18 protein-coding genes and 3 tRNA genes are annotated in these 22956 nt (G+C 45.6%); 1 reads left to right on the top strand and 20 read right to left on the bottom strand.

The features are described 5' to 3' along the window. Positions 1-104: 104 nt before the first annotated feature. The 8 genes from AB4167_RS17400 to pncC all read right to left on the bottom strand — a co-directional run bounded on the left by AB4167_RS17400 (position 105) and on the right by pncC (position 7210). Positions 105-197 (bottom strand) — tRNA-Ser (locus AB4167_RS17400). Between the two features lie 44 nt (positions 198-241). Further along, a tRNA-Arg gene (locus tag AB4167_RS17405) sits at positions 242-318 on the bottom strand. Positions 319-361: 43 nt separating this feature from the next. Further along, positions 362-454: transfer RNA gene (locus AB4167_RS17410), tRNA-Ser, on the bottom strand. 474 nt (positions 455-928) lie between these two features. Then, positions 929-1126, bottom strand: a complete 198-nt coding sequence (gene csrA / locus AB4167_RS17415) for a carbon storage regulator CsrA (RefSeq protein ID WP_004415691.1) — start codon at positions 1124-1126, stop codon at positions 929-931. 92 nt (positions 1127-1218) lie between these two features. Next, on the bottom strand, positions 1219-2400 hold the full coding sequence (locus tag AB4167_RS17420) for an aspartate kinase (protein ID WP_017063224.1): 1182 nt from the start codon (positions 2398-2400) through the stop codon (positions 1219-1221). Positions 2401-2620: 220 nt separating this feature from the next. Next, complete coding sequence (alaS, locus tag AB4167_RS17425; protein WP_017063223.1) at positions 2621-5203, bottom strand: alanine--tRNA ligase; 2583 nt, start codon at positions 5201-5203, stop codon at positions 2621-2623. 332 nt (positions 5204-5535) lie between these two features. Beyond that, a complete protein-coding gene (recA, locus tag AB4167_RS17430) occupies positions 5536-6576 on the bottom strand; it encodes a recombinase RecA (protein WP_017056586.1) in 1041 nt (346 codons plus the stop codon). A gap of 139 nt (positions 6577-6715) precedes the next feature. Beyond that, positions 6716-7210 (bottom strand): nicotinamide-nucleotide amidase, encoded by a 495-nt coding sequence (pncC, locus tag AB4167_RS17435; RefSeq protein ID WP_029235458.1) that lies wholly within the window; start codon positions 7208-7210, stop codon positions 6716-6718. Positions 7211-7334: 124 nt separating this feature from the next. On the opposite strand from pncC, the gene mutS reads away from it, so the two are divergent. Then, complete coding sequence (gene mutS, locus AB4167_RS17440) at positions 7335-9896, top strand: DNA mismatch repair protein MutS (protein ID WP_017059026.1); 2562 nt, start codon at positions 7335-7337, stop codon at positions 9894-9896. A 140-nt stretch (positions 9897-10036) separates the two neighbouring features. On the opposite strand, the gene rpoS is transcribed toward mutS, so the two are convergent. The 12 genes from rpoS to relA all read right to left on the bottom strand — a co-directional run bounded on the left by rpoS (position 10037) and on the right by relA (position 22854). Next, the gene (gene rpoS, locus AB4167_RS17445; protein ID WP_017059027.1) at positions 10037-11017 is read right to left on the bottom strand and encodes an RNA polymerase sigma factor RpoS; all 981 of its coding nucleotides are present in this window, start codon (positions 11015-11017) and stop codon (positions 10037-10039) included. 98 nt (positions 11018-11115) lie between these two features. After that, entirely contained in the window at positions 11116-12030 is a 915-nt protein-coding gene (gene nlpD / locus AB4167_RS17450; RefSeq protein WP_017059028.1) for a murein hydrolase activator NlpD, read from the bottom strand. A gap of 35 nt (positions 12031-12065) precedes the next feature. After that, complete coding sequence (locus tag AB4167_RS17455) at positions 12066-12692, bottom strand: protein-L-isoaspartate(D-aspartate) O-methyltransferase (RefSeq protein WP_017059029.1); 627 nt, start codon at positions 12690-12692, stop codon at positions 12066-12068. Continuing rightward, on the bottom strand, positions 12693-13436 hold the full coding sequence (gene surE, locus AB4167_RS17460; RefSeq protein ID WP_017059030.1) for a 5'/3'-nucleotidase SurE: 744 nt from the start codon (positions 13434-13436) through the stop codon (positions 12693-12695). A gap of 81 nt (positions 13437-13517) precedes the next feature. Beyond that, on the bottom strand, positions 13518-14564 hold the full coding sequence (gene truD, locus AB4167_RS17465) for a tRNA pseudouridine(13) synthase TruD (RefSeq protein WP_102333130.1): 1047 nt from the start codon (positions 14562-14564) through the stop codon (positions 13518-13520). Positions 14565-14586: 22 nt separating this feature from the next. Continuing rightward, complete coding sequence (ispF, locus tag AB4167_RS17470) at positions 14587-15066, bottom strand: 2-C-methyl-D-erythritol 2,4-cyclodiphosphate synthase (protein WP_017067356.1); 480 nt, start codon at positions 15064-15066, stop codon at positions 14587-14589. Positions 15067-15068: 2 nt separating this feature from the next. Beyond that, the gene (ispD, locus tag AB4167_RS17475) at positions 15069-15770 is read right to left on the bottom strand and encodes a 2-C-methyl-D-erythritol 4-phosphate cytidylyltransferase (RefSeq protein WP_372056189.1); all 702 of its coding nucleotides are present in this window, start codon (positions 15768-15770) and stop codon (positions 15069-15071) included. Then, complete coding sequence (gene ftsB, locus AB4167_RS17480) at positions 15770-16051, bottom strand: cell division protein FtsB (RefSeq protein WP_010435786.1); 282 nt, start codon at positions 16049-16051, stop codon at positions 15770-15772. The genes ispD and ftsB overlap by 1 nt, the downstream gene beginning before the upstream one ends. A gap of 401 nt (positions 16052-16452) precedes the next feature. Further along, positions 16453-17751 carry a phosphopyruvate hydratase gene (gene eno / locus AB4167_RS17485; protein WP_017059033.1) on the bottom strand — a complete coding sequence of 433 codons (1299 nt, stop codon included), beginning with the start codon at positions 17749-17751 and terminating at the stop codon, positions 16453-16455. Between the two features lie 81 nt (positions 17752-17832). After that, entirely contained in the window at positions 17833-19473 is a 1641-nt protein-coding gene (locus tag AB4167_RS17490; RefSeq protein WP_017063214.1) for a CTP synthase, read from the bottom strand. Positions 19474-19623: 150 nt separating this feature from the next. Beyond that, complete coding sequence (gene mazG, locus AB4167_RS17495; protein WP_372136835.1) at positions 19624-20421, bottom strand: nucleoside triphosphate pyrophosphohydrolase; 798 nt, start codon at positions 20419-20421, stop codon at positions 19624-19626. Positions 20422-20631: 210 nt separating this feature from the next. Continuing rightward, entirely contained in the window at positions 20632-22854 is a 2223-nt protein-coding gene (gene relA / locus AB4167_RS17500) for a GTP diphosphokinase (protein ID WP_017059036.1), read from the bottom strand. Between the last annotated feature and the right edge of the window lie 102 nt (positions 22855-22956).

Here is a 22956-nt window from a genome sequence, read left to right on the forward strand (position 1 = left end):
CTGAGCTAAGGACGCACGGTGTTCATTCATTAAGAATGAAGTTGTGAAATATATCACATTCTTCTTGCTACGAAGAAAAAAAAAGGCCATCGGCCTGTAATGAATGGCGGTGAGGGAGGGATTCGAACCCTCGATGCAGCTACAAACCACATACTCCCTTAGCAGGGGAGCGCCTTCGGCCACTCGGCCACCTCACCTAATTCATTATTCTCAAATCACTTACAAGTAAGAGAAGAGAGAATGGCGCGTCCTGGAGGATTCGAACCTCCGACCGCCTGGTTCGTAGCCAGGTACTCTATCCAGCTGAGCTAAGGACGCACATTTACATTGTCTAAATTGCTAATTTTAGACTCACAAGAAATGGCGGTGAGGGAGGGATTCGAACCCTCGATGCAGCTACAAACCACATACTCCCTTAGCAGGGGAGCGCCTTCGGCCTCTCGGCCACCTCACCGTCTTGCGGAGGCACATATTACGTTTTACCGAAAATATGTCAAACACTTTATTGAAAAAAATTGGACAAAAACACTCAACCGTTTGCTATTTAATCAAAGCGCTTGCAAATTGAACTTGTAAGATTCAAATCGCGCTTTTTCCCTTAAAAATTAAGGTGAAAGATTGGCAATAATAAACAGCCGAAAACAATTATCTAATTTCTCCAGCAGCAAGTGCTACCGCTGATGGCACAATACTACGGGATGCGTATTTTCGCCATAGGGGAAGCGAATAAATCTTGAGTTTTGCCAAACAAAATACAGAGCAACAGTTCTGTTCAACCTTGTCTGTATCTCGCAGCATCACAAAGCATTCACTTCACCACTTTGAGACCGATCCGTTATCCAACCCATCTATGTCCCAATCAGTGTTTCGGTTCCCCAAGATCAAAAAAGGCTAGCAACAATGCTAGCCTCTTCTCTACGCAAAAGTATTAGTAGTTGCCAGATGCAACGTTACCATTACCTTTTTCAGCTTGAATGCGCATGTAGATCTCTTCACGGTGAACAGATACTTCTTTAGGTGCGTTAACACCGATACGTACTTGGTTACCTTTAACGCCTAGTACAGTAACTGTTACTTCATCACCAATCATCAGTGTTTCGCCAACGCGGCGAGTCAAAATTAGCATTCTTTGCTCCTTGAGTAATCTCTAAATTTATCTAGCTACGAGAGCATTATCCAACAAAAGTTATATTTTCGTAAACTATCGATTGAGTTTATTTAACCAAAATGCACTTCTTTTTTAGGATAACCCTGTGTTTCACGCGCTACGATGTATGCATTGTGTAATATGTTAGCAGCCATATCGACTTGCGTTGGTGATATCACCAAAGTTAAAGACTGCTGCTGCAATAAGTGATGCTGTACATCAATTTCGCCTTCAGACAACAATCCATGTGAACTGACCACAATTTCTTGTGTTCGGCTTCCTACCACAGTTAACAAACTAACCTGTTCACTATTACGGATTTTCTCAGCAAAAACTAGTTTTAATTTGGCACTTATGTCTTGTTTAATAATGAGTGCTGCCCGTTCTGTTTCCTCGATCACACTACAGACTTCGATCCCCAACAGTTGGCAATGTGAAATGAAAGACGGTAAATCTTCATTCAAACACTCGATACGCACCATATCTCTTTGGATGGCGATGCCAGCAATATCATTCAAACACTGATTACCCGCGATCAATGTGCCCTCGCCTTGTTCAAAGCTTGAAAGCACTCGCAATGACACGTTGTGCTGCCATGCATACTGAACACAAGGAAGGTGCAATACCTTAGCGCCTCGGCGAGCCATCTCTTCCATAGAAGGAAAGTCTAAAGTATCTAATTTCTGAGATTGTTTTACGACTCTAGGGTCACAAGAGTAAACACCATCTACATCAGTATAGATCTGGCATTCTTTCGCCTGCAAGGCACCTGCAAGCGCGACCGCTGTAGTATCTGAACCACCGCGGCCTAATGTCGTGATATCACCTTTCGCATTGAATCCTTGAAAGCCTGCAACAATAACAATCTGGTTGTCATCTAGCAGAGCTTGAATAGGAGCAGTATCAATACGCTCAATCGCTGCATTATTATGATTAGAATCCGTGTGTATCTTGGCTTGATAGCCAGTCATCGATGTCGCTTCATAACCTAACTTGTGTAACGTCATTGCTAACAAGGCCATGGAAACTTGCTCGCCAGCCGTTAACAACACATCCAGTTCTCTAGCGTTTGGTACGCTATCAACTTGCGTGGCTAAATTAACTAACCGATTTGTTTCACCAGACATAGCAGAAACGACAACCACGATCTGGTTCCCTTCATTTTTCGCTTCAATGATTTTTTCTGCTACATGATGGATTCGTTCAATTGAACCCACCGACGTTCCACCAAATTTCTGCACGATAAGAGGCATTTTCACCCGTCCTCACCTTCCCAAGACCAATGTCTATATATGACAAAAAAACACATACTCCGCGTCAGGGCGAAGCAATAAAAAATTAACCAAGGAGTCTAACGCCACCATTAGACTTCTTGGTTAATCTCAATCAAACCTTGTTTAAACACTCTTCCAATAGGCAAAATAAAAGATGCCCAATCAACTGATTGGGCATCTTTGTATCAATTACTTAAGCTTAAAGACGCTCTTCTAGCCAAGTACGCACAGATTTAAGCGCTTCTGGCAGTGCTGCAACGTCTGTACCGCCCGCTTGAGCCATATCTGGACGACCGCCGCCTTTACCGCCAACTTGCTCAGCAACCATCTTGACGAGATCACCCGCTTTTACTTTGCCGATTAGGTCTTTGGTTACACCAGCAATCAAGCCAACTTTACCGTCTGCTACGTTCGCGATCAGGATGATGCCGCTACCTACTTGGTTTTTAGCGTTATCAACCATAGTACGTAGGTTCTTGTTGTCTGCGCCTTCAATTGCAGCAACCAAAACTTTAGTACCAGAGATGTCTTCTACTTTGCCCATGATGTTTGCGCTTTCTGCAGCAGCCATCTTTTCTTTAAGCAGTTGGATTTCTTTCTCTAGCGATTTCGCTTTCTTAGCTGACTCAGCCAGTTTCTCTTCGTAAGCGTTAGCTTGAGCTTCTACTGCATCTAGTGCAGCTTCACCTGTTACCGCTTCAATACGACGAATACCCGCAGCAATACCACCTTCAGAAGTGATCTTGAATAGGCCGATATCACCTGTGTTTGAAGCGTGGATACCACCACAAAGTTCAGTAGAGAAGTCGCCCATAGATAGAACGCGAACTTCATCATCGTACTTCTCGCCAAACAGTGCCATTGCACCTTTTTCTTTCGCTGACTCGATGTCCATGATGTTCGTTTCAATCACATGGTTCTTACGAACTTGTGCGTTAACTAGACGCTCTACTTCTTTAATCTGTGCTGGTGTTACCGCTTCAAGGTTAGAGAAGTCAAAACGTAGGTTGTCTGGCTTAACTAAAGAACCTTTCTGAGCAACGTGCTCACCTAGCACTTCGCGCAATGCAGAGTGAAGTAAGTGAGTGGCAGAGTGGTTTAGTGAGATAGCAGCTCGACGCTCAGCGTCAACCGTTGCTTCTACTTTATCGCCCTTAGCAAATACACCTTCAACTAGCTCACCGTGGTGCGCAAATGCGTTACCTAGCTTCTGAGTGTCTTGTACTTTGAAAAGACCCGACGCTGTTTTTAGTGTACCAGCATCACCACATTGACCGCCTGACTCAGCGTAGAATGGTGTCTCTTCAAGGATGATGATTGCTTTGTCGCCAGCCGATAGTGAAGCAACCTCTTCGCCGTCAACGAATAGCGCAGAGATTTCACCAGCACCTTCAGTTGCTGTGTAACCACAGAACTCAGTGTTGGTGTCTACTTTGATTGTCGCGTTGTAATCCGTGCCGAATTGGCCTGCTTCACGTGCACGCTTACGCTGTGCTTCCATCGCCTTCTCAAAGCCTTCTTCATCGATAGTAAAATCGCGTTCGCGAGCTACATCGTTAGTAAGGTCAGCTGGGAAGCCGTATGTATCGTAAAGTTTGAAAACTGTTTCGCCGTCAAGCTCTTTGCCTTCAAGTGCATCTAGTGCGTCATTAAGAATAACCATGCCGCGCTCTAGCGTACGACCAAAGTTCTCTTCCTCAATGCGAAGTACTTTTTCAACCAGCTCTTGCTGTTTCTTAAGTTCATCTGCCGCAGAGCCCATCACTTCAGCCAGTACGCCCACAAGTTTGTGGAAGAACACGCCTTGTGCGCCAAGCTTGTTACCGTGACGAACTGCACGACGGATGATACGACGTAGAACGTAGCCACGACCTTCGTTTGAAGGCATAACACCGTCAGCAATTAGGAATGAACAAGAACGGATGTGGTCAGCAATAACGCGTAGCGATTGGTTAGATAGATCGTCATGACCAACAACTTCCGCAGTCGCTTTGATTAGCTTTTGGAATACATCAATTTCGTAGTTAGAGTGAACGCCCTGCATGATTGCAGAAATACGCTCAATACCCATACCTGTATCTACAGCAGGCTTAGGTAGCGGTTCCATTGTGCCGTCAGCGTGACGGTTGAACTGCATGAATACGTTGTTCCAGATCTCGATGAAACGGTCACCATCTTCTTCAGGTGTACCAGGACGGCCGCCCCAGATGTGCTCACCGTGATCGTAGAAGATTTCAGTACATGGACCACAAGGACCTGTGTCACCCATCGTCCAGAAGTTATCAGACTCGAACTGTTTACCGCCTTCTTTGTCGCCAATGCGAACGATACGGTCAGCAGGAACACCTACTTTCTTGTTCCAGATATCGAATGCTTCATCATCTGTCTCGTATACCGTTACCAGTAGACGATCTTTTGGCAGTTGAAGAGTTTCAGTCAGGAATTCCCAAGCAAATCCAATCGCTTCTTCTTTGAAGTAGTCGCCAAAGCTGAAGTTGCCTAGCATTTCGAAGAACGTGTGGTGACGAGCCGTGAAACCTACGTTTTCAAGGTCATTGTGTTTACCACCCGCACGTACACAACGCTGAGCCGTAGTTGCTCGAGTGTAGGCACGCTTTTCGGCGCCTAAGAAGCAATCTTTGAATTGGTTCATACCTGCGTTAGTGAATAGCAGGGTTGGATCGTTATGTGGAACTAACGATGAACTGTCTACGATTTGGTGTTCTTTGCTCTCAAAGAACTTAAGGAACGCGTTGCGAACCTCATCAGTGCTCATGTACATGCAGCTCTTCCTGAAAATAGTCGAGTTAGAATTTTGCCGTATTGTAGATCATGGTTAAGGCTTCGACTAGTTTTCTTGTAGAAAAGACACCCTTGGGCAGGATTTTAGTGGGAATTCGATAAAATGAAGAATATTCCACTATATCTTGCCGTGGAAAAGCAGAACTAAATTGACGACCTAGTACCGAAGAAACTCAGTCAACGAGAGAGATTTGACCAAAGACATGCTCGACGGAGCAGATCCAATAAAAAAGCCCCGCATAAAATATGCGAGGCTTTAAATTCTTTCAAAGCGGATGCTTCTTTCAAACATCCACTCTATAAAACGTGAGCTTATAGCTCTTCGTTTTCTTCTTCTTTCTCTACGTCTTTCTCTTCAAGAACAGCAGGAGTCAGTAGTAACTCACGAAGTTTAGTATCGATCTCTAGAGCAACTTCTGGGTTTTCACGTAGGTATTTACCAGCGTTAGCTTTACCTTGGCCGATCTTATCGCCTTTGTAGCTGTACCAAGCGCCTGCTTTTTCTACTAGCTTATTCTTAACACCTAAGTCGATAAGCTCACCTTCGCGGTTGAAGCCTTTACCGTAAAGGATTTGAGTCTCAGCTTGTTTGAATGGTGCAGCAATCTTGTTCTTAACGACCTTGATACGAGTTTCGTTACCAACAACTTCATCACCATCTTTAATCGCACCAGTACGGCGAATATCAAGACGAACAGATGCGTAGAACTTAAGTGCGTTACCACCTGTTGTTGTTTCTGGGTTACCGAACATCACACCAATTTTCATACGAATTTGGTTAATGAAGATAGCCATACAGTTAGACTGCTTAAGGTTACCCGTCAGCTTACGCATTGCTTGAGAAAGCATACGAGCCTGAAGACCCATGTGGCTGTCGCCCATTTCGCCTTCGATTTCTGCTTTTGGTGTTAGGGCTGCTACTGAGTCAATAACAAGAACGTCGATTGCACCTGAACGAGCCAGTGCATCACAGATTTCCAGCGCTTGCTCACCAGTATCTGGTTGAGAAACAAGAAGTGCATCGATATCAACACCAAGCTTTTGAGCGTAGATAGGGTCTAGTGCGTGCTCCGCATCAACGAATGCACACGTCTTTCCCACTTTCTGTGCTGCAGCAATAAGCTCAAGCGTTAGCGTTGTTTTACCTGATGATTCTGGACCGTAAACTTCTACGATACGTCCCATCGGTAGGCCACCAGCACCTAGTGCGATATCTAGAGATAGAGAACCTGTAGAAATAGTTTCTACGTCCATTGTGCGGTTATCACCAAGACGCATGATAGAACCTTTACCAAATTGCTTTTCAATCTGACCAAGGGCTGCGGCTAACGCTTTTTGTTTATTCTCGTCCATTTCTATCTCCACATAATCGGTTGTCTCAACAAGCGATCTAGAATCTATTTCTAACCCACATAGGGGTGACTAATTGGCTTTCATTATACTGTTGATTCATACAGTGTCTATACCTGTATGAAAATAATTTGTACAAATGTTACTTACCTTCCATTGATAGGTAATCATAAATAACTTGCAGGGCATGGTGCGTGGCTTGTTGGCGTACTTGTGATCTGTCGCCTGTAAATACATGCGTTTCTACTTTATCCCAGCCATTTAGCGCTTTCCACGCGAAGCATACTGTACCAACAGGCTTATCTTCGGTCGCGCCACCTGGGCCAGCGATGCCACTGATTGATACAGAGATCGTCCCGTTTGAATGTTGCAATGCCCCGCTCGCCATTTCTATTACGACAGGCTCACTCACGGCGCCGAACTCCATTAAGGTTTTAAGCTGTACACCGATCATCTCTTGTTTGGCTTCATTGCTGTACGTAACAAAAGCGCGATCAAACCATCCAGAGCTGCCCGCAATATCGGTGACTGCACTCGCGACACCTCCGCCAGTGCAAGATTCAGCCGTCACTAACACGTGTTTGTGTTTAGCGAGTAAATGTCCAAGCTGCTCACTAAGGTCTTGAGTCATCTGCATCATCTGCTTCCCTTTATTTACTGTCATATCATTTGGATTCGCATCTTTTCGCATCAGCCGCTTTTCGCACGAAACGCTTTCACGTATCCTAAGCCGCAATAGAAATAAACGAAAGAAGTTAACTGTGAAAGCCGATCAAAAACATACTCCCATGATGCAGCAGTATCTAAAACTGAAAGCAGAAAACCCAGAAATTCTGCTGTTCTACCGCATGGGCGATTTCTACGAGCTTTTCTACGATGACGCTAAAAAAGCCTCTCAACTCCTCGATATTTCACTGACTAAGCGTGGCTCATCAAATGGTGAACCGATTCCGATGGCAGGTGTTCCATACCATGCGGTTGAAGGATACCTTGCAAAGTTAGTGCAACTTGGTGAGTCCGTAGCAATTTGTGAACAGATTGGTAATCCAGCACTTTCAAAAGGCCCTGTTGAGCGCGCAGTAGTGCGTATCGTGACACCGGGTACCGTAACCGACGAAGCCTTGCTTTCTGAACGCGTTGATAACCTAATTGCAGCCATTTATCACCACAACGGTAAATTCGGTTATGCGACACTTGATATTACCTCTGGCCGATTCCAACTTTGCGAGCCAGAAACAGAAGAAGCGATGGCCGCTGAGCTACAAAGAACCTCTCCGCGTGAGCTGCTGTTCCCTGAAGATTTCGAACCCGTCGATTTAATGGCAAGCCGTAATGGCAACCGCCGCCGCCCTGTATGGGAATTTGAATTAGACACCGCTAAGCAGCAATTGAATAAGCAGTTTGGTACTCGCGATCTGGTTGGCTTTGGCGTAGAAAGCGCGAAACTGGGTCTATGTGCGGCTGGTTGTTTGATCCAATACGTGAAAGATACCCAACGTACTGCCCTCCCTCATATCCGTTCACTCACGATGGATAAACAAGATCACTCGGTGATCCTTGATGCTGCAACTCGTCGTAATTTGGAGATCACGCAAAATCTTGGGGGTGGTACTGATAACACCCTTGCCGAAGTACTTGATCACACTGCGACAGCAATGGGTAGCCGTATGCTTAAGCGTTGGTTACATCAACCAATGCGCAATATATCTGCACTCGATCAGCGCTTAGATGCAATTGGTGAAATGAAAGATTTGGCTCTATTCACAGAACTACAGCCAACCTTAAAACAGATTGGTGATATCGAACGTATTCTCGCTCGATTAGCACTTCGCTCTGCTCGCCCTCGCGATATGGCGCGTCTTCGCCAAGCAATGGAATATTTGCCAGAGCTTGCTGAAACACTGACGCAACTGAAGCACCCATACCTAACTCAACTTGCTCAATATGCTTCTCCTGTGGATGAGGTTTCTGAGCTGCTTGAACGTGCAATCAAAGAGAACCCACCGGTGGTTATCCGTGACGGTGGTGTGATTGCAGAAGGCTACAATGCCGAGTTAGACGAATGGCGCGACCTTGCAGCAGGCGCAACTGAATTTCTTGATAAGCTTGAGCAAGAAGAGCGTGAACGTCATGGCATCGACACGCTAAAAGTTGGCTACAACAACGTACATGGTTTCTTCATTCAAGTAAGCCGTGGGCAAAGCCATCTTGTGCCGCCACACTATGTTCGTCGTCAAACGCTGAAAAATGCTGAGCGTTACATCATTCCTGAGCTAAAAGAGCACGAAGACAAAGTACTTAACTCTAAGTCGAAAGCACTCGCTATCGAGAAACAGCTGTGGGAAGAGTTGTTTGACTTACTACTGCCGTATCTAGAGCGCCTACAAAATATCGCCTCTTCAGTATCTCAGCTTGATGTTCTACAGAACTTGGCTGAGCGTGCAGATACCCTTGATTACTGTCGTCCAACCATGACAGAGTCTGCTGGCGTACAAATTCAGGCCGGTCGTCACCCTGTTGTTGAACAAGTGATGGACGAACCTTTCATTGCTAACCCTATCGACCTGAATGATCAACGTAAGATGCTGATCATCACGGGTCCCAACATGGGTGGTAAATCGACCTACATGCGCCAAACGGCACTCATCGCATTGATGGCTCATATCGGTTGTTATGTTCCTGCAGAAAGCGCAACCATCGGCTCTATCGACCGTATATTTACGCGTATTGGCGCATCCGATGATTTGGCTTCTGGCCGTTCAACCTTCATGGTTGAGATGACAGAAACCGCAAATATCCTGCACAATGCAACACCAAACAGCCTTGTGCTAATGGATGAAATCGGTCGTGGTACCAGTACTTACGATGGCCTGTCTCTGGCTTGGGCAAGTGCAGAGTGGCTAGCCAATCAAATCAATGCGATGACACTGTTTGCAACGCACTACTTTGAGCTAACTGAACTACCTAACCAACTTCCAACTTTAGCAAACGTACACTTAGATGCGGTTGAGCATGGTGATAGCATTGCCTTTATGCACGCAGTTCAAGAAGGTGCTGCAAGTAAATCTTATGGTCTAGCGGTTGCAGGTTTAGCTGGCGTACCGAAAGCAGTGATCAAGAATGCTCGTGCGAAGCTGACTCAGTTAGAAGCGTTAAGTATGGAGTCGCCAACATCGAAGCCAAGCGGTGTCGATATCGCAAACCAACTGAGCCTGATCCCAGAACCGAGTGAAGTAGAGCAAGCGCTAGCGAATGTTGATCCTGATGATCTAACTCCTCGCCAAGCATTAGAAGAACTTTACCGCTTGAAGAAGCTGCTTTAGTTTCTTACCAAGTAGCTTGTTATGGCCGTACTGCTATTTTGATTAGACGGCATGAAATACCAAAGCCACAAACAAAAAAACGCTGACTTAAAGTCAGCGTTTTTATTTGTCTTCTATTTAGAGAAGCATCATCCGTTCAATTAGTCGTTTTCTACGTTGAACAGGTTTTCCATATTCAGACCTTGCTTGATAAGAATCTCACGTAGACGGCGAAGACCTTCAACTTGGATTTGACGAACACGTTCACGAGTCAGGCTGATTTCGCGGCCCACTTCTTCTAATGTTGACGGTTCATAACCCAGTAGTCCAAAGCGACGCGCAAGCACCTCTTTCTGCTTAGGATTCAGCTCATCAAGCCAGAAAATCAACGAGTTCTTGATATCGCTATCTTGAGTTGAAACCTCAGGATCTGAATTATTGATGTCTGGAATAATATCCAACAGCGCTTTCTCACCGTCACCACCAATTGGCGTATCAACAGAGCTCACTCTTTCGTTTAGACGAAGCATCTTGCTCACATCACCAACCGGCTTATCTAGCTTAGAAGCAATTTCTTCTGCCGTTGGTTCATGGTCAAGCTTTTGTGATAGCTCTCTTGCAGTACGTAGGTAGATGTTCAGCTCTTTCACAACATGGATTGGCAAACGGATAGTGCGAGTCTGATTCATTAACGCACGTTCAATGGTTTGACGAATCCACCATGTCGCGTAAGTTGAGAAGCGGAAGCCACGCTCTGGATCAAACTTCTCTACGGCGCGAATCAAACCTAGGTTGCCTTCTTCGATTAGATCGAGAAGTGCAAGGCCGCGGTTGCTATAACGACGTGAAATTTTTACCACTAAACGCAGGTTACTTTCGATCATGCGTTTACGTGCTGCTTCATCACCGCGTAGAGCTCGACGTGCGTATAGCACTTCTTCTTCAGCGGTTAGTAGTGGTGAGAAACCAATTTCGCCTAAGTAGAGTTGAGTGGCATCTAAACTTTTAGACGTAACTTCAACTTCTTCTTTCGCTTCGGTTTTCTTAGTGACTGTTCGTTTTGCTTTTCCAAGAGCTTCCGGTTCCGTGGTTGCTTGGTCAAGATCGAACTCTTCTTTGGTTACTGCATTGCTTATACTCATAACGCCTCCCCCTGGCGAAATTAGCATGACATTACAACTTCATATGTCGCTAAATGACTATGTCACTCCATACAATACGTAATTTTTGCATATTGTATTTAAGGTAAATATCGTTTTGGATTAACGGACTTACCTTGGTAACGAATCTCAAAGTGCAGCCTAACACTGCTGGCTCCAGAGCTTCCCATTGTTGCAATCTTCTGCCCTGGTTTCACACTTTGCCCTTCAGATACTAATAGTCGGTCGTTGTGCGCGTATGCACTTAAGTAATTATCATTGTGCTTCACAATCACTAGATTGCCGTAGCCTCGTAGTGCATTACCCGAATAAACAACCGTTCCCCCTGCTGTAGATACTATTGGCTGACCTCGCTGTCCTGCTATGTCTATGCCTTTATTTCCTTGTTCGCCTACAGAGAAACTCTTGATTACTCTCCCTTTAGTTGGCCATAACCATTTGGATACTTTATCACTTGTTGGTTTGGTGGGCGGTGTAACATTCTGTTTACCTTTAGAACCAACATACTCCTTTGATTTGGATTGTTCAACCTTCTTTGGTGGATCTTTTTTCACCACTTTGGTGGTAGTTTGAGCTGGAGCCGGTTTAGAGTTTTTGCTCTTTTGTGGTGTGGTTTTCGGTTTACTTGCCGCAGATGACGTTGTGGATGCGGCGACAGGCGCAGCAACTGCTGCTGCCGCTACCGTTGACTTACCATACGCTGGCGCGTTGTAGCTAGGACGCCATAACTTAAGCTTCTGCCCTGGGTGGATAGTGTAAGGAGCAGACAACTTGTTATAACCGATGAGGTCTTTAACGTCTTTATTGGTGACATAAGCAATGAAGTAAAGGGTGTCGCCTTTTTTAACTTCATAGTAACTGCCACGATAACTACCACGATCAATCGATGAGTAATTCTTGTTTAGGTTTGAAACGGGCGCAGGCGAATTCGCTGCACACCCAACAAGGGCACAGCTAAGCAGTAAAGTACTTCCTTTTAACAACTTCGAACGCATCGACTCTCTATCCACCTACACCATTAATCTTGTTATTAAGCTAGTTCACCAGGAACAAGAGGTACAAATCTCACCATCTCGATCACGCTCGATAAAAACTCGTCACCATGGCGAACAATCTTCAACAATTGTTGTTCGTCATCACCAACAGGGATTAATAAACGGCCGCCATCTTTCAACTGCTGTAAAAGAGCCTGAGGAATCGACTCTGCAGCTGCGGTGACAATAATCGCATCAAAAGGCGCCTTGGAAGACCATCCTTGCCAGCCATCACCATGTTTGGTTGAAATATTGTAGAAATCGAGTTGCTTCAACCTGCGTTTAGCATCCCATTGTAGAGACTTTATTCTTTCAACCGAATACACATGATCAACAAGTTGAGCCAATACCGCAGTTTGGTAACCAGAACCCGTTCCGATCTCCAAGACACGGCTATCTTGTTGTAATTCAAGTAGCTCTGTCATTTTAGCAACAATGTATGGCTGTGAGATGGTTTGCCCCTGTCCGATCGGCAGCGCATTATTATCATAAGCTTGATGGTACATCGCCTGTGATAAAAAGCTCTCTCTCGGCAGTTGGTAAATCGCATCAAGAACCTTTTGATCCTGAATACCATTTTCAATCAGGAAAGTAATTAAACGCTCAGCTTGCGGATTACTCACTTACTTCTCCCCTAACCATGTTGCCATCGCACCCAACGACTCATGCGCCGTCAGATCAACCTGCAACGGTGTTACCGACACAAAGCCATGCTCAATCGCGTAAAAATCGGTACCTTCACCGGCATCTTGCTCTTTACCCGGAGGGCCAAGCCAATAGATATCGTGACCACGCGGGTCTTTTTGCTTGATCATATCTTCAGCGTGATGACGAGCACCTAAGCGCGTCACCTGAGTACCAGACAATTGTTCTAAGGCTAAATCAGGAACGTTTACGTTCAACAAGCGGTTGGTCGGGATTGGGTTTGCTAAATGTTGTTCGACAATACGACGAGCAATCGCTGCCGCTGTCTTAAAATGTTTTTTTCCCACCAGAGAAAACGCTACCGATTGAACGCCTAGAAAATGCCCTTCCATTGCTGCAGCCACCGTGCCGGAATAAAGCACGTCATCACCCAGGTTAGCACCGTGATTAATGCCCGTTAATACCAGATCAGGCATGTCATTCTTTAGCAGTTCGTTTAACGCAAAATGCACACAGTCGGTCGGTGTTCCTTGTACCGAATAGGTATTTTCAGTAATCTCTTGAACACGCAGAGGCTGTTCTAAAGTTAATGAATTTGACGCACCCGAGCGATTACGGTCAGGGGCAACAATGATAACGTCAGCAAGATCACGTAGCTCATTTGCCAGCTCATGAATACCTTGAGCGTGCACACCATCATCATTGCTGAGTAAAATCTTCATCTTGTATCCTTTCTTTTGTTCCCATGCTAAGCCAAGTCACTTAAATTCCAATATCAAGTGACTCAGCTCCAAGCAGAATCGTTATTGCTCGTAGGTTCTCTCTACGTGTACTTCTTCAACCAACTCTCGAACGATAGCGGTTGCGAAACAACCTGCGTCTAGAGAGAACTTAAGAGTGACATTATCTTCGTTCACTTCCCAAGTTAAATCGGTTGGTTTTAACGATGCTTCACGACGGTCATGCCGCATGCGGTTACCGCGAATCAGCGCCATTAGGTCAGGTTCAGAATCAAGATGTTTTTGCTCTAACGCTTGAGACTCATCAGTCGTTGGCAAAGTATTATCGCCAGCCAAAGCAACAGTAACCCATGCAGCGCCATTCGCGATGTCTTGGTTTACTGCTTCGATATTGTCCGCAGTTACCGCTAGTTGAGCGCCGTCTTTCATGACAATATCGCCAACCAATGCCGATGCAAACGCATCTTGCTCAATACGGTCCGACAGGATCAGGTTGTAAATCCACGAGCGAGCCGCAGAAAGGTACAAGCTGCGCTTATTCTGGTTACGAGTACGAACGTTATCACGGCCCCAACGACGAGCTTCAGATAAGTTGTTACCTTCATTACCAAAACGCTGAGCACCGAAGTAATTTGGCACACCGACTTGAGCGACTTTTTCCAAACGTTTTACGACATCATCACAGTCTGTTACTTCAGACAAAGTCAGCTCGAATTGGTTGCCAACTAAATCACCCGGACGTAACTTTTTGTTGTGTCTTGCTGTCGCCAAGATCTCAATGCTTGGGTACTGTGCTAAGAACCCTGAAAAGTCAGGCTCACCTTTTGGTAGGTGTACACTCAACCACTGCTCTGTCACAGCGTGGCGGTCTTTCAAACCCGCCCAGCTCACGTCTTTCGACTTAACACCGCAAGCTTTAGCCAGTTCATTGGCCACGAAGCTCGTGTTCTCACCCGTTTTACGGATGCGAACCATGAGATGCTCGCCTTCGCCGGTAAATTCAAAACCCAAGTCTTCATTAACGACAAAGTGTTCGGCTTTTGCTTTTAGTTTTGCTTTCGCAGTTGGTTTACCGTTTAGATAAGCCAATGAAGATAAAATATCTGACATGCTGTTCTTTTCGTGTTGGTGCTTACGCACTTTTGGTAATTAGGACCACCGCTTCACATGCGATGCCCTCTTTGCGACCTGTAAAACCTAAACGCTCTGTGGTCGTCGCTTTTACATTCACATTACTGATGCTGGTTTCTAAGTCTTGTGCAATAGCTTGGCACATAGAGTCTATATGAGGCGCCATTTTTGGTGCTTGCGCCATGATAGTAATATCGGCATTACCAATCACGTAGCCTTGCTCTTTTACTCGACGATAAACATCTTTCAGTAGCTCACGGCTATCCGCACCTTTCCATTCGTCATCGGTATCAGGGAAATGACGACCAATATCACCCGCAGCAATCGCACCCAATAGAGCGTCACATAACGCATGTAGGGCAACATCACCGTCTGAGTGTGCAATAAGACCTTGTTCATAAGGGACGCTCACGCCACCAATAATTACCGGGCCTTCACCACCAAACTTATGTACATCAAAGCCATGGCCAATACGAATCATCATTATTCCTTATTCTGACTTAAATAGAACTCAGCGAGCGCTAAATCTTCTGGCTGAGTAATCTTAAAATTATCTGAACGCCCAGCCACTAAAGCGGGCGATAAACCTTTCCATTCAAAGGCTGAGGCTTCATCAGTAATTGAAGCGCCTTGTTGCAACGCCTCACTTAATGCCTTCCACAGAGGCTTTGCTCTGAACATTTGCGGCGTAAGTGCATGCCATAAATCGGCTCGTTCAACGGTATGCTCAATCTGCCCTTGGGCACCTCGCTTCATCGTGTCACGAACGGGCGCGGCCAAAATAGCCCCGACATCGTGGTTCATCGCGCCTGAAATCAACTTATCGATGTCACCCAACTGGACACAAGGTCTTGCCGCATCGTGCACCATTACCCACTCACCGAGCTGTTGCTCTGCAATGTAATCTAAAGCAGAGAGTACGGAGTCCGCTCTTTCGCTTCCACCCGACACTCTGATCACTTGTGGGTTCTGATTTAGAGCAAGCTCTGGGTAGTATGGGTCATCATCGCTAATCGCGACGATAATTTGAGAGACTTGTGGATGAGACAATAATTTATCTACGGTGTGCTCTAAAATCGTTGAGCCGTTAATCTTGAGATATTGCTTAGGGCGGTCTGCCTTCATTCGGCTACCGACGCCCGCCGCAGGTACAACGGCAATCACGCTTTGAAGTTGAGTCGACATTAATGGGATTCCTCACCAATGATGCGATAAAACGTTTCACCTTCTTTGACCATTCCAAGTTCATGACGTGCGCGTTCTTCTATCGCGTCTAAGCCTTGGCGTAGATCGTCAATTTCAGCAAACATTTCTGCATTTCGAATATGCAGCTTTTCATTTACTTGCTGTTGAACTTGGATTTCGTTGTTCACACCGTAGTAATCAGAGATACCATTTTTACCGAGCCACAGTGTGTGTTGTAGCCAGCCAAACACTATGAGCAGTACTAAAGCAAAAATTCGCATAACACCTTTCGCCGGTTGAAAAAGAAGGAACTAGAATAAGGCACATATATACCATAATGAGCTTATTGGTGCGAGATATGTGGTGTCAGGGAATCAATAAGTCGGGGAGTCATTGTCAGGAAAACAATGAGATTCCCTACTCCTTCCTTCGTCAGTCTAGGGAATGACGAACTTTATATGTGACAAGGAGGAGCTTTAGAGCCTAGAGCTTCTTTCATTCAGTTTTCTACAGACAAAAAAATGCCCCGCATAAGCGAGGCATTCAAAAGTATTAGTGCATAATTCTAACTAGTTGGTGCTGTAGCAAGGCAACAAAGAAGATTCAGCTATGGAGCATAGTTTCCTATGTGACTTAGTGAATCTTCTGCAGTTAACGCAGCTACAGTGCCAAATAGGACGAATTATTGACCTTTAACTTCTTTAAGACCGTTGTAAGGAGCTTTAGAACCTAGAGCTTCTTCGATACGGATAAGTTGGTTGTACTTAGCAACACGGTCAGAACGGCTCATAGAACCAGTTTTGATTTGACCTGCAGCTGTACCTACCGCTAGATCAGCGATAGTTGCATCTTCAGTTTCGCCAGAACGGTGAGAGATTACTGCAGTGTAGCCAGCGTCTTTAGCCATCTTGATAGCAGCTAGAGTCTCTGTTAGAGAACCGATTTGGTTGAACTTGATAAGGATAGAGTTAGCTACGCCTTTCTCGATACCTTCAGCAAGAATCTTAGTGTTTGTAACGAACAGATCGTCACCAACGATTTGAAGCTTGTCGCCTAGAAGTTCAGTTTGGTGCTTGAAGCCATCCCAATCTGACTCGTCAAGACCGTCTTCGATAGAAACGATTGGGAAGTTGTTCGCTAGCTCAGCTAGGTAGTGGTTGAACTCTTCAGAAGTGAAAGTTTTACCTTCGCCCTTCATGTTGTAGATGCCAGCTTCTTTGTCGAAGAACTCAGATGCTGCACAGTCCATAGCAAGAGTAACGTCTTTACCTAGTTCGTAACCAGCAGCTGCAACAGCTTCTGCGATAACTTCTAGAGCTTCAGCGTTAGACTTAAGGTTAGGAGCGAAACCACCTTCATCACCAACTGCAGTGCTGTAGCCTTTAGACTTAAGAACTTTAGCTAGGTTGTGGAATACTTCAGCGCCGATACGTAGACCTTCTTTAAGAGTTTTAGCGCCAACTGGTTGGATCATGAACTCTTGGATGTCAACGTTGTTATCTGCGTGCTCACCACCGTTGATGATGTTCATCATTGGTAGAGGCATAGAGAACTGACCAGCAGTACCGTTTAGCTCAGCGATGTGCTCGTATAGAGGCATGCCTTTCGCAGCAGCAGCAGCTTTTGCGTTAGCTAGAGATACAGCTAGGATAGCGTTCGCGCCGAACTTAGACTTGTTATCAGTACCGTCTAGGTCAAGCATGATTTGGTCAACGTCAGCTTGTGCTTTAGCGTCAGTACCAACTAGAGCTTCAGCGATTGGGCCGTTTACAGCTTCAATAGCTTTAAGAACACCTTTACCTAGGAAACGTGATTTGTCGCCGTCACGTAGCTCAAGAGCTTCGCGAGAACCAGTAGATGCGCCAGATGGAGCAGCAGCCATACCTACGAAACCGCCTTCTAGGTGTACTTCAGCTTCTACAGTTGGGTTACCACGTGAATCGATGATTTCACGACCTAGAACTTTAACGATCTTAGACATTGAATGTTTCCTTCTCGTTGAATATATAAATGTCAAATTTAAAGGTAGCAGCACAACTTACGCAGCTACCTGTATTCCTTTTTACTTCTCTAACTCGCCGCGCTGGAACTCACCAGCCGCTTTAACGAAACCTGCAAACAATGGGTGACCATCGCGAGGTGTTGAAGTGAACTCTGGGTGGAATTGAGCAGCAACGAACCATGGGTGGTTCGGGTTCTCAATAACTTCAACCAGTTTCTTGTCCGCAGATAGACCCGATACTTTTAGGCCCGCTTTTTCGATTTGTGGACGAAGATTGTTGTTCACTTCGTAACGGTGACGGTGACGTTCATGGATCGTCGCGCTACCGTATAATTCGTAAGCTTTCGTCCCTTTCGCTAGGTGACAAAGCTGTGAACCAAGACGCATTGTGCCGCCAAGGTCAGATGTTTCTGTACGCTCTTCAACTTTACCTTCGCCATCAGTCCACTCAGTGATAAGACCAACAACTGGGTACTTAGTTTCAGTACAGAATTCAGAAGAGTGTGCCCCTTCCATTTTCGCAACGTTACGAGCGTACTCGATAAGTGCTACTTGCATACCTAGACAGATACCTAAGTACGGTACTTTGTTTTCACGAGCGTATTGAGCAGCAAGAATCTTACCTTCAACACCACGGTCACCAAAGCCACCAGGAACTAGGATTGCATCTAGGCCTTCTAAAACTTCTACGCCACGAGACTCAACGTCTTGTGAATCTACGTATTTAATATTAACGCTTAGGCGATTTTTCAAGCCCGCGTGTTTTAGCGCTTCATTTACTGATTTGTATGCGTCTGGTAGTTCAATGTACTTACCAACCATACCAATCGTCACTTCACCCGTTGGGTTAGCTTCTTCGTAAATTACTTGTTCCCATTCAGACAGGTCTGCTTCTGGAGCTGTGATGCCGAAACGCTTACATACAAGTTCATCAGTACCTTGAGCTTTAATAAGCTGAGGGATCTTGTAGATAGAGTCAACATCGCGCATAGAAATAACTGCATTTTCTTGCACATTACAGAACAGAGCAATTTTCTTACGCTCGTTCGAAGGAATGTTGCGGTCTGAACGACAAACTAGGATGTCTGGCTGAATACCAATAGACAGTAGCTCTTTTACAGAGTGTTGCGTTGGCTTAGTTTTCACTTCGCCCGCAGCTGCTAGGTATGGCACTAGAGTAAGGTGCATGAACATTGCGCGTTCACGGCCTAGTTCTACTGCTAGCTGACGAATCGCTTCCATGAATGGTAGAGATTCGATATCACCAACCGTACCACCAACTTCAACGATCGCGATATCGTGGCCAGCTGCGCCAGAAATTACACGCTCTTTGATAGAGTTAGTGATGTGTGGGATAACCTGAATTGTTGCACCTAGGTAATCACCGCGACGCTCTTTTGCTAGTACGTCTGAGTAAACACGACCTGCAGTGAAGTTGTTACGCTTAGTCATCTTGGTGCGAATGAATCGCTCATAGTGACCAAGGTCAAGGTCTGTTTCAGCGCCATCTTCCGTAACGAACACTTCACCGTGCTGAGTCGGGCTCATAGTGCCTGGATCAACGTTGATGTAAGGGTCAAGCTTCATCATGGTCACTTTAAGACCACGAGCTTCTAAAATAGCTGCAAGAGATGCTGCAGCAATACCTTTACCTAGAGAGGATACAACCCCGCCAGTAACAAAAATGTAATTTGTCGTCATGTTTAACCTGAAATTGGTTGAATGAGGGAAATGGACTACTTCTGGACGGGATGAAAATATACCAGAAGCCCCTTATCGCCACAACGTGAAATCTATCACACTGCTATTTTTTATTTTTTGCTTCAAATCAATTCATGATAAAAGCTTTGGTTATCTTTTCTCCGCCACTTTGACTTCATCCCACATGGAATCAAGCTGTTGTAGTGAAAAGTCAGTCAAATTTTTATCTTGCTGACGAACTTTTTGTTCCACCCCTTTAAAGCGACGCGAAAACTTGAGATTGGCTTTATTGAGTGCCGATTCTGGGTTTTTACCTAAATGTCGTACCAAATTGACCGTCGCAAACAGCAAGTCTCCCAACTCTTCTTCAACCAAATCTTCATTTGGCGTCACTTGAAGTGCCTCTTCCAGCACCTCATCGACTTCCTCTAAAACCTTATTAGCCACTGGGCCAATAGAGTCCCAATCAAAGCCATATTTCGCTACCTGTATTTGAATCTTTGTAGCACGTGAAAGCGCAGGTAGAGAGTTTGGTATTGAGTCTAGAATACTTTCTTGAGTTTTGCCTGCCTGAGCTTTTTCTTTGGCTTTTTCAGCTTCCCAGTTGGCATTAATTTCTTCATCGCTCGCAAACTCGGTATCAGAAAACACATGCGGATGGCGGCGTGTTAGCTTTTCGTTAATGCCATCAACCACATCAGAGAACTCAAACAACCCCTGTTCTTTCGCTAACTGGCTATAGAAGATCACCTGAAACAACAAGTCACCCAACTCTTCTTGTAGGTTCGGCCAATCTTTGTTGTGAATCGCGTCCACCACCTCGTAGGTTTCTTCGATAGTATGCGGCACAATTGTTTCAAAATTTTGTTTCAAATCCCAAGGACAGCCACCTTCTGGATCGCGCAGCTTAGTCATAATCTGTTCAAGTTGTTCAATCGGGTGATTCATCGTTTTCTTCCTATTCACTGTCTTTGATTTTTAAATTTATAACGTCTTCTAAAACTAAAAAAGGCGAGCAGCCAAAACCACTCACCTTTCTATTCTTTCCGTCATCCCCAAGAGCGAAGAATGAGCGAGTTGGGGATCTCAAATCGCTTTACGAGATTCCCTATCACGTTCGTCCCTCACTGTAGGGAATGACGTGGATAGTATTTTGGCCTACCCCAACCTTTTGACTGACATAACATCTTTGATTTGTTCTACTCGGCTGGTAACGCGACTCAGAATTTCAATATTGGTCACTTCCAAATCGAAATCCATTACCGATAGCTGACGCTTGTAGTCGATGCGGCTCTTCATTGTGGTCACGCTGATCTTTTCATTCGAGAACAGTGAGGTGATGTCTTTCAACAAGCCATTACGTTCTAGCGCTTCAACACGCAGCGTTAGGATGTATGAACCGACAAAGCCATTACCCCAAACGGTATCAATGATACGTTCTGGCGCATGCACGCTTAGCTCGCCTAGCTGTTCACAGTCAGCGCGGTGCACTGAGATACCACGACCTTGAGTGATGTAACCTTTAATCACATCACCTGGGATTGGCTGACAGCAACGCGCTAGGTGCGTCATTAGGTTATCAACGCCCTCAACCACTACCGCATCTTTCTTCGGACGACTCTGTTGTGCCGGCTTGTTTTCCGACTCAAGCAGTTTCTCTAGCGCTTTCTTGTCTTCTTCTTCCGCCGTTGGCTTATTCACTAGCGCATTGATGTGATTAACCACTTGGTTAATACGCAAGTCGCCACTACCAATACCTGCATAGAGTTCGTCTGGCGTATTCACGTTAAAGCGTTTTAGTGCGTATTGATCAGCATCTTTTAGGGTTGCGCCTACTTTCGCTAGCTCAACTTCCAGGATATCACGACCCGCTTCTAGGTTTTTCTCACGGCTTTGTGCGCGGAACCAAGCGTTGATTTTCGCTCGAGCTCGACCAGAATGAACAAAACCTGTGGTTGGATTTAACCAGTCACGAGATGGGTTCGGCTCTTTCTGCGTGATGATCTCAACTTGATCGCCCATCGATAGTTTATGAGTGAACGGTACGATACGCCCCGCTACTTTGGCACCGATACAGCGGTGTCCGACCATCGAGTGGATGTGGTAGGCGAAATCCAACGGGGTTGCGCCCATTGGTAAGTCGACCACGTCACCACGTGGAGTAAATGCGTATACACGGTCATCGAAGACTTGGCTACGTACCTCATCCAGCATCTCGCCAGAGTCCGACATCTCTTCTTGCCAGTCGATAAGTTTACGCAACCAAGTGATTTTCTCATCGTAGCCACTACGGCCGCTTGAAGCTCCTTCTTTGTACTTCCAGTGCGCCGCCACACCAAGCTCAGAGTCTTCGTGCATTTGCTTAGTACGGATCTGAATCTCAATGGTCTTGCCTTCAGGGCCAAGTACTACGGTATGAATCGACTGGTAACCATTTGGCTTAGGGTTCGCCACATAGTCATCAAATTCGCTCGGGAGGTGCTTGTATTTAGTGTGTACCACCCCAAGGCCGGCGTAACAGTCTTGCAGCTGGTCAGCGATAATACGTACTGCTCGTACGTCAAAAAGCTCATCGAAGGCTAAGCCTTTCTTCTGCATTTTGCGCCAGATACTGTAGATGTGTTTTGGTCGGCCACTCACTTCAGCATTGATGTTTGAACGCTGCATTTCTGCGGTTAAATCATCAACGAAATCTGTGATGTATTGTTCACGAACGATACGACGCTCAGACAGCTGTTTTGCAATCTGCTTGTAGGTATCTGGTTGTTGGTAGCGGAATGCGTAATCTTCGATTTCCCACTTAAGTTGGCCGATACCTAAACGGTTTGCCAGTGGGGCATAGATGTTAGAACACTCTTTTGCGGCCGCGCGACGCACAGCATCAGGCGCTTTTTTTACCTCGATAAGGTTACAGATTCGTTCAGCGAGTTTGATGACTACGCAGCGGAAATCATCGACCATAGCCAGTAGCATGCGTCGAACGTTATCAACTTGACCCGAGGCAGCACTGCCTTCAAGGGTCACGTTTAACTGGCCTAAGGCCGCCATTTCTTCAACGCCATCGATCAACTTTACGGTTTCTTTACCGTAGCTTTCTTCAAACGCTTCGCGCTCAAAAACGCCGCTTGAGACGACGGGGAAAAGTTGTGCAGCAATTAAGGTGGCACGGTCCATGGACAAGGTGACCAAGATTTCGATCATCTCACGGCCACGCCAAAGCAAGAGCGATGCTTGCTCGTGATCTTTTAAAAGTTCTTCACAGTGACGATAAACTTTAATCAGTTTATTCGAGGTTTTTGCGTCTTGATTCAATGACGCAATCCAACTTTCTAGCTCAAACTGTTCGCTTGGGTTTAAATGTGCGCTTCGTACCGCAACCATCATGCCTTCCTAGTTATTATGTTTTATACCCAATTCAATATGACTAACTGGTTCCAAGTTAGTTCGACCATATTGATATCAGCGCAGGCTTCCCTGCGCCTT

The organism is Vibrio sp. 10N.286.49.E11, assembly GCF_041469505.1.
In the GTDB taxonomy this organism is placed as follows: Bacteria; Pseudomonadota; Gammaproteobacteria; order Enterobacterales; family Vibrionaceae; genus Vibrio; species Vibrio crassostreae_C.

Excerpts from the sequence above, each read along its gene's own strand:
- ispF (WP_017067356.1), bottom strand. The coding sequence starts at position 15,066 with ATGATTCGTATTGGCCATGGCTTTGATGTACATAAGTTTGGTGGTGAA.
- truD (WP_102333130.1), bottom strand. The coding sequence starts at position 14,564 with ATGTCAGATATTTTATCTTCATTGGCTTATCTAAACGGTAAACCAACT.
- ftsB (WP_010435786.1), bottom strand. The coding sequence starts at position 16,051 with ATGCGAATTTTTGCTTTAGTACTGCTCATAGTGTTTGGCTGGCTACAA.
- eno (WP_017059033.1), bottom strand. The coding sequence starts at position 17,751 with ATGTCTAAGATCGTTAAAGTTCTAGGTCGTGAAATCATCGATTCACGT.
- surE (WP_017059030.1), bottom strand. The coding sequence starts at position 13,436 with ATGAAGATTTTACTCAGCAATGATGATGGTGTGCACGCTCAAGGTATT.
- recA (WP_017056586.1), bottom strand. The coding sequence starts at position 6,576 with ATGGACGAGAATAAACAAAAAGCGTTAGCCGCAGCCCTTGGTCAGATT.
- csrA (WP_004415691.1), bottom strand. The coding sequence starts at position 1,126 with ATGCTAATTTTGACTCGCCGCGTTGGCGAAACACTGATGATTGGTGAT.
- nlpD (WP_017059028.1), bottom strand. The coding sequence starts at position 12,030 with ATGCGTTCGAAGTTGTTAAAAGGAAGTACTTTACTGCTTAGCTGTGCC.
- rpoS (WP_017059027.1), bottom strand. The coding sequence starts at position 11,017 with ATGAGTATAAGCAATGCAGTAACCAAAGAAGAGTTCGATCTTGACCAA.
- pncC (WP_029235458.1), bottom strand. The coding sequence starts at position 7,210 with ATGCAGATGACTCAAGACCTTAGTGAGCAGCTTGGACATTTACTCGCT.
- alaS (WP_017063223.1), bottom strand. The coding sequence starts at position 5,203 with ATGTACATGAGCACTGATGAGGTTCGCAACGCGTTCCTTAAGTTCTTT.
- AB4167_RS17420 (WP_017063224.1), bottom strand. The coding sequence starts at position 2,400 with ATGCCTCTTATCGTGCAGAAATTTGGTGGAACGTCGGTGGGTTCAATT.
- mazG (WP_372136835.1), bottom strand. The coding sequence starts at position 20,421 with ATGAATCACCCGATTGAACAACTTGAACAGATTATGACTAAGCTGCGC.
- AB4167_RS17490 (WP_017063214.1), bottom strand. The coding sequence starts at position 19,473 with ATGACGACAAATTACATTTTTGTTACTGGCGGGGTTGTATCCTCTCTA.
- ispD (WP_372056189.1), bottom strand. The coding sequence starts at position 15,770 with ATGTCGACTCAACTTCAAAGCGTGATTGCCGTTGTACCTGCGGCGGGC.
- relA (WP_017059036.1), bottom strand. The coding sequence starts at position 22,854 with ATGGTTGCGGTACGAAGCGCACATTTAAACCCAAGCGAACAGTTTGAG.